The following is a 6,752-nucleotide window of genomic DNA, read 5'->3' as shown; positions in this document are numbered from 1 at the left end:
GTCAAAAAAATGAAATTTATGATAAAATAATTCATGTGAGGTGAATATGGTGGAGCCAATTAAATTTTTGATTAATGAAAACATTTTAAACAAGATGAAGAAGTTTTATGACAGTCAGATGGTTCCATTTGAAAGCGAGAACCTTCTTTTAAAAGCTCATGCTATTGGCTGTGACATCGAAGTGACATCGGATTATGAAGCAAGCTTTTTAGGACAGAATGCGGTGCATGAAGCAAAGCATTGGTCTAGAAGTTTAGCAAAGAAGATTGAGCAGGAAAAAAACTCAGATCATTTATGTATGCATCCTCATATCGGGGCTGCAGAAACAGGATCTGCTGATTTTCTTGGGCCGCTTTGTGTTGTTGCATGCTATGCCGATGATGAAGCACTTGAGATTATTAAAAACCTAAAAATTGATAATGTCGATGATTTATCAAATCAGGAAATTATCAATTGCGCTAAACTATTAAAAGGACATCTCATTTCATCACTACTAGTATTAGATAACTCACATTATAATAAGATGATTGATAATGGAATCAACCAGGCGAACATTCGTGCCCGTTTATTTAACCAGGCTGTTGTGAACGTTCTTCAGAAAGTGAAGAAGAGTGTTGAATTCAAAGTTATTGATCAGTTCGTTTCACCTAAGACTTATTATAACTATCTAAAGAGCGAAGTTATTGTTGTAAAAGATATGATTTTTGAAACCAATGCTGATGAGCAATACTTAGCAGTATTAGCTGCAGAAATCATTTCTCGTTACGCATATCTACAATATTTTGCTAGTATGACAAAGAGCTTAAAGATGAACCTTGCTAGGGGGGCTGGCACTAATGCCGAAATCGTGGCTGTTAAACTTGCAAACAAGTATGGGGAAAAGATTCTTACAAAAGTATGTAAGTTGAATTTCACTAATACGAAGAGAGTTAAGGGAGCATTAAAGAAATTAAAAGAAGGCCTATAGGCCTTCTTCTTCATCTAGAGAGTCACTTAGTGATTCTTTTTTTATTTCTATTTCAAATGCTGGAATTTTACGATAAGAGACGCCGGCAATATCTAACATACGTTTAGCCGCTCTATCGCTTTCTGATCCTTTATATTTTTCATCTTCATAGACAATTTCTTTGATTCCACTTTGAATGATTGCTTTTGTACATTCATGACATGGGAATAAAGAAACATAAATGCGACAATTCTGCAATTTCTGAGTAGAATTAAGAATCGCATTGAGTTCCGCATGAACTACATAAGGATACTTTGTATCATATAAAGCCCCTTCTCTTACTGACCAAGGGAATTTATCGTCTTCACATCCACGAGGAAGACCATTGTATCCTACACCTACAATACGGTTGTCATTGTTAACGATGCAGGCACCTACCTGCGTATTAGGATCTTTTGAACGATAAGCAGAAAGTTTCGCAACGCCCATGAAATACTGATCCCATGTAATAATCTGCTTATCCATCATATTCTCCCCCTAATTCCTTGATCTTTTCTTCAAAGAAATCTGGTAGAGGTGCTTCAAAATACATATGTTCATTGGTTCTAGGATGTACAAAACCTAATACCTTAGCATGTAAATACTGCCCATGTGTGTTATCATCATTTCTAAAGCCATATTGAGGATCACCATAAACTGGATGACCAATATATTGCATATGAACACGGATCTGATGTGTTCTACCTGTTTCTAGACGACATTCAATAAGTGTCATATCATCATAACGTTCTAATACTTTAAAGTTTGTAATCGCATCTTTTGCATTCTTGCTTGTGACAGCCATCTTCTTACGATCTTTGCTATCACGTCCGATAGGTGCCTCAATACGACCTACATTATGATTAATAACACCATGTACAAGTGCCACATAACGACGGACAACTGAATGTTCTTCTAGCTGTTTAGATAATGAACGATGGGCATTATCATTTTTTGCAATCATTAATAAACCGCTTGTTTCCTTATCAATACGATGAACAATACCAGGACGTGTAATACCATTTATTGCTGATAAATCATGACAATGATAAAGTAACGCATTGACAAGTGTTCCTGAATAGATACCTGCAGATGGATGAACAATCATACCTGTTGGCTTATTGACGACAATCACATCTTCATCTTCATAAATAATATCTAAAGGAATATCTTCAGGTCTGATTTCTGTGCTCTGAGGATCAGGTAAAGTGACCTGGATGACATCCTCTTCTTCTACCTTATAGTTAGCTTTTTCAACATTATCATTAACAATAACCTGTCCTGCTTTAATCCATTTCTGAATCTCAGTACGAGAACGATCAGGCATATGATTCAAGATGACTTTATCTAAACGCAAGCCTTTTTCTTCTAATTTTGGTGTAATTGATTGTATTTCCATTGTTTATATTCTCCAATTCCTAAATCTAAGATGATTAATAAAACACCTATTACAACACCCATATCGGCAATATTGAAAATAGGAAAATCATAACCAAATACAAAGAAATCTAAAAAGTCTCTTACATAATGAAAAACAACACGATCATATAGATTTCCTAGCATACCACTAAATATAAGCACAATTCCAAATCTTAATAAGACCTGGGATTTATCACTCTTGATAAAATAATAAATAAGCATAATACCAGCAATAATAGAAATTGCATAGAAAAGAAAGAAACGACCTGAAAGCATTCCCCATGCTGCACCCGTATTATGAATATAAGTGAAATAGAAAAAGTTTTTAATGACTTGATAACTCTGCCCTAACTGCATTGATTCATTGACTACAAGTTTAGTTACTAGATCGCCACCTAATACAATAATAAATGTGATCAAGTATAAAAAACCGTATTTAAAATTCATTTTTTTCATTTAATCATCCTTTCCTCAACGATTATAGCATGACTTTAAAAGATATAAAAGAAAAACAGGCTTTATGCCTGTTACATACAGTATAAGATAATGCATAAAAAGTGAAGGACACTACCTAGTAAGATCCATAAGTGCCAGATACAATGCATATAATGTATTTTTTCCTGTAATCCATAGAAGATTGTACCAATTGTATAAGCGACACCACCAGCGACTAATAGATAGATACCATTCATGCCTACAGTTCCAGGTAATAAATTAAACTTAAAGACGATACACCAGCCTAGAATAAGATAACAGGCCATAGAAAATTTTGCGAATTTATTAATGTCATAAGCATTTAATGCAATACCTAGAATTGTGACAGTCCATACTATACCAAATAAAACCCATGCCCAGAATGGATCAGCCAGTCTAACAGAACATAATAGTACTGGTGTATATGTACCAGCAATTAAGACAAAAATACTACAGTGGTCCATAATCTGGAATACCTTCTTCGCCTTAAGTTTAGGAGATAAGCCATGATAAATTGAACTCATTGTATAAAGAACAATCATAGAAACACCATATACAATACCAGAAGCTAAACCATAACCATTATGATGTAAACATGAGAATATAATACATAAAACAAGTGCTGCAACACCAAAAGCAGCCCCTACAATATGCGTTACCATATTAAATATTTCTTCACCGCGAGTATAATCAGGTAATTCACGGTCATCTAACTTTGTACGTTTCATTTTAATCACCTCTTGTACATCAAGAATATCATATCTATTATTTGATGTCAATACATCTAGTTTTATAGTCTAGGTGTTATCCTTCGTATGTGTTCCATTGTCTTATGATTTGATGTGATTCTAACTCATAGAGTGTATTAAAGACAGCTGTCTGGTTTCTCCACAATTCCTTATCTACATGAAAATGACCAAAATACCAATGTGTGTAGTTTGTATTTTTCTGAATATCATTCAAATAAGTAGTCAAAGGCATTTCTTGATAAACATCGCCTTTTATATGAAATTGTTTAATGGTTGATAGAAAATAAACCGTTTCATCCGGTGCTGTATGTGTAATAATATAATCCACATGATCTCTATTACTTAAATGTTGTAATCCATTCTCATACTCTTTTGTATTGGGCATTTCAGCAGGCCACCATGACACATTTTCTTTACGAAATGGCTTATCAATAGAATAACCACCACCAAAAGTGAAGAATGTTTTTCCTTCTATTATATAGATTTCTCCACGCATCAAATGAATGAGATTATGACGTAGTTTATGAACATATCCCCCATTCCATACTTCCATGGGATAACTATTAAGCTTATTAAAGTTCTCATGATTGCCATCAACAAATAAAACAGTATAGGGCTGAACACTTATAAAATCATAAAATGATTCTTCTGAAGAATACTTCTGCTGGAAAAAACCTATTCCAAAATCTCCACATACAATAATAATATCTCCTTCTTTTAATACAGGATCTATCTGTTCAAGCCATTTAAATTGATTGCCATGTATATCACCTGTTACATAAATCATAAATTCATCACCTCCATACCATTATATATTAAAAAGCCATCAATGTAGATGGCTTTTAGAATTCAACAGGTTCATATTCCTGAAGTTTTGCAAGATATCCTAGTTTTGACAATGCATCTTGAATTTCATCAAGTCTCTCATCTGTTTCAGCACAGATTGTATGATAATGATATCCACTTGTCACTGTCATTAAAGAAATGGATTTCCCACATTTTAAATTATCAAGATATTTCTTTACATCTAAACGAGATGCAATATTAAGAGGTGCACGTACAATATGATAAGCCTTATGATATACAAAGATATCTTTGACATAACCACCTAGATCCACGATTGTATTGAGCTCATTTTCTATATCTGCATCTGTATGCTGCATTTTGAGGACTCTTTCCACCATAGCAGAATGACGTATGATATATCCTTTATTGGTTGCTTCTATAACATGATTATTAGCACGAAGAAGTGCGACATCATTCACAATAACCTGACGTGAAACCTGAAGACGTTTCGCAAAATTAGAAGCAGAAATCGGTGTATCACTTTCCATCAGTTCTGTAAGGATGTAGTCCCTTCTTTCTTTACCAGTCATTTAGTCTCTCCCATTGATTGCATGAAGGTTCTTTAATGATAGATCTAGAATCTTTGCAGAGTGTGTTAATGCGCCACTTGAAATGAAATCTACACCCATATCTTTTACTCTATTGATGTTTTCTGCAGTAACATTACCAGAAATTTCGATTTCAGCACGTTTATCAATGTAATCAATAGACTGTTTTAATAATTCAGTACTCATATTGTCAAGCATGATAATATCAGCACCCGCTGCAACAGCTTCTTTCACCATATCAAAAGTTTCTACTTCAACTTCAATCTTTCTTACTGATGGAGCATAATCTCTTGCCATCTGTACAGCCTTAGTAACGCTTCCTGCTGCACCAATGTGGTTATCTTTTAATAAAACACCGTCAGTTAAGTTATATCTGTGGTTGCTTCCTCCACCTACTTTAACAGCATATTTTTCAAAGATTCTGTTATTTGGAGTTGTCTTTCTTGTATCAAGTAACTTAATACCTGTACCCTTAAGAAGATCTGCAACCTTACGTGTATAAGTTGCAATACCTGACATTCTCTGTAAGTAGTTTAATGCAGTTCTTTCACCTTCAAGAAGAGTTCTCATATCACCAGTTACTTTAGCTAGTAATTCTCCTTTATGGACTTCATCACCATCATGAGCAAAGAAGTGTACATGCACATCTTCATCTAATAATTTGAATGTTCTTTCAAAAATCTGAAGACCAGCAATAATACCATTTTCCTTACAAATTAATTCCACTTCACCTAGCTGTGCAGTTCTCATAACACTGCATGTAGATACATCTTCACTTGTAATATCTTCACGAAGAGCTGAAAGGATTAGTGGGTCTACATTTAATTTTAATGTTGTCTTATCAAACATACTTGGGGCCTCATACTTTCTTGTCATATCTTTTGCGGCTCTTTTAGCAAATACTAAACTTTCTAATAGTGAATTACTAGCAAGTCTATTTTTTCCATGAACACCATTACATGCCGTTTCACCAACAGCATATAGATTTTCCATAGATGTTTTACTGTTTTCATTGACTTTTACACCACCCATGAAATAGTGCTGGGCTGGTACAACTGGAATACATTCCTTAGTCACATCATAGCCTTTATCTAAGCAGTACTGAACAATATTAGGGAAATGTTCCTTTAGTTCCTTTTCACCAATAGGTCTTAAATCTTCTAAGACATAATCAGTGCCATCTTTTTCCATCTGTTTCTTAATTGCATCAGAAACTACATCTCTAGGTAATAATTCATTAACGAAACGATTACCATTCTTATCATATAATAATGCACCTTCACCTCTGACACTTTCGGAAATAAGGAAACGTCTTTCATTATCTTTACTATAGAATGTAGTTGGATGAATCTGTACATAATCCAAATGTTCTGTTTCAATACCATACTTCTTAGCTAAATCAATAGCATCACCTGTTAAATGACGGTAGTTAGTAGAATTCTTATACTTACCACCAATACCACCAGTTGCAAGTACAACAAAGTTCGCATAGATATCATGTTCTTCATCGCCTTTGCGTACTCTACCACCAACGCACTTACCATTCTTTACAAGAAGGTCTGTTAAAGTTACATATTCTTCAATAGTGATATTCTTTCTTGTTTTTACTTCTGCATAAAGCTTACTCGTGATTTCTTTACCCGTAATATCTTCATGATAAAGAATTCTGTTAGTAGAATGAGCACCTTCTTTTGTATATTTAAGGTTTCCTTCTTCATCTCTTGCAAAATC

General features: G+C 34.1%; 8 protein-coding genes. 1 reads left to right on the top strand and 7 read right to left on the bottom strand.

Going from position 1 to position 6,752, the window contains the following annotated elements; translation table 11 throughout:
- Positions 1–46: 46 nt before the first annotated feature.
- Positions 47–967 (top strand): ribonuclease HIII, encoded by a 921-nt coding sequence (locus tag B2S90_RS05680; RefSeq protein WP_006504801.1) that lies wholly within the window; start codon positions 47–49, stop codon positions 965–967.
- On the opposite strand, the gene B2S90_RS05675 is transcribed toward B2S90_RS05680, so the two are convergent.
- The 7 genes from B2S90_RS05675 to nadC form a co-directional block, all read right to left on the bottom strand.
- Positions 962–1,471, bottom strand: coding sequence for a deoxycytidylate deaminase (locus B2S90_RS05675; protein ID WP_055234703.1), 510 nt, complete (start codon positions 1,469–1,471; stop codon positions 962–964). The two genes, B2S90_RS05680 and B2S90_RS05675, sit on opposite strands and share 6 nt — an antisense overlap.
- Positions 1,464–2,384 (bottom strand): RluA family pseudouridine synthase, encoded by a 921-nt coding sequence (locus B2S90_RS05670; RefSeq protein ID WP_286696686.1) that lies wholly within the window; start codon positions 2,382–2,384, stop codon positions 1,464–1,466. Before B2S90_RS05670 ends, B2S90_RS05675 begins: the two co-directional genes overlap by 8 nt.
- Entirely contained in the window at positions 2,354–2,860 is a 507-nt protein-coding gene (gene lspA, locus B2S90_RS05665) for a signal peptidase II (RefSeq protein WP_070101805.1), read from the bottom strand. The genes B2S90_RS05670 and lspA overlap by 31 nt, the downstream gene beginning before the upstream one ends.
- Positions 2,861–2,931: 71 nt before the next feature.
- Positions 2,932–3,606 carry a PAQR family membrane homeostasis protein TrhA gene (trhA, locus tag B2S90_RS05660; RefSeq protein ID WP_055234707.1) on the bottom strand — a complete coding sequence of 225 codons (675 nt, stop codon included), beginning with the start codon at positions 3,604–3,606 and terminating at the stop codon, positions 2,932–2,934.
- Between the two features lie 76 nt (positions 3,607–3,682).
- Positions 3,683–4,414, bottom strand: a complete 732-nt coding sequence (locus B2S90_RS05655) for a metallophosphoesterase family protein (protein ID WP_286696685.1) — start codon at positions 4,412–4,414, stop codon at positions 3,683–3,685.
- A 55-nt stretch (positions 4,415–4,469) separates the two neighbouring features.
- Positions 4,470–5,003 carry a transcription repressor NadR gene (locus B2S90_RS05650; RefSeq protein ID WP_055288690.1) on the bottom strand — a complete coding sequence of 178 codons (534 nt, stop codon included), beginning with the start codon at positions 5,001–5,003 and terminating at the stop codon, positions 4,470–4,472.
- Positions 5,004–6,752: carboxylating nicotinate-nucleotide diphosphorylase (gene nadC, locus B2S90_RS11015; RefSeq protein ID WP_286696684.1), on the bottom strand; the 1,749-nt coding region annotated here is incomplete at its 5' end. It abuts the gene before it with no gap.

The organism is Catenibacterium sp. UBA627 (genome assembly GCF_002299355.1).
GTDB classification, from domain to species: domain Bacteria; phylum Bacillota_I; class Bacilli_A; order Erysipelotrichales; family Coprobacillaceae; genus Catenibacterium; species Catenibacterium mitsuoka.
This window is presented reverse-complemented; position numbering and strand designations above follow the sequence as displayed.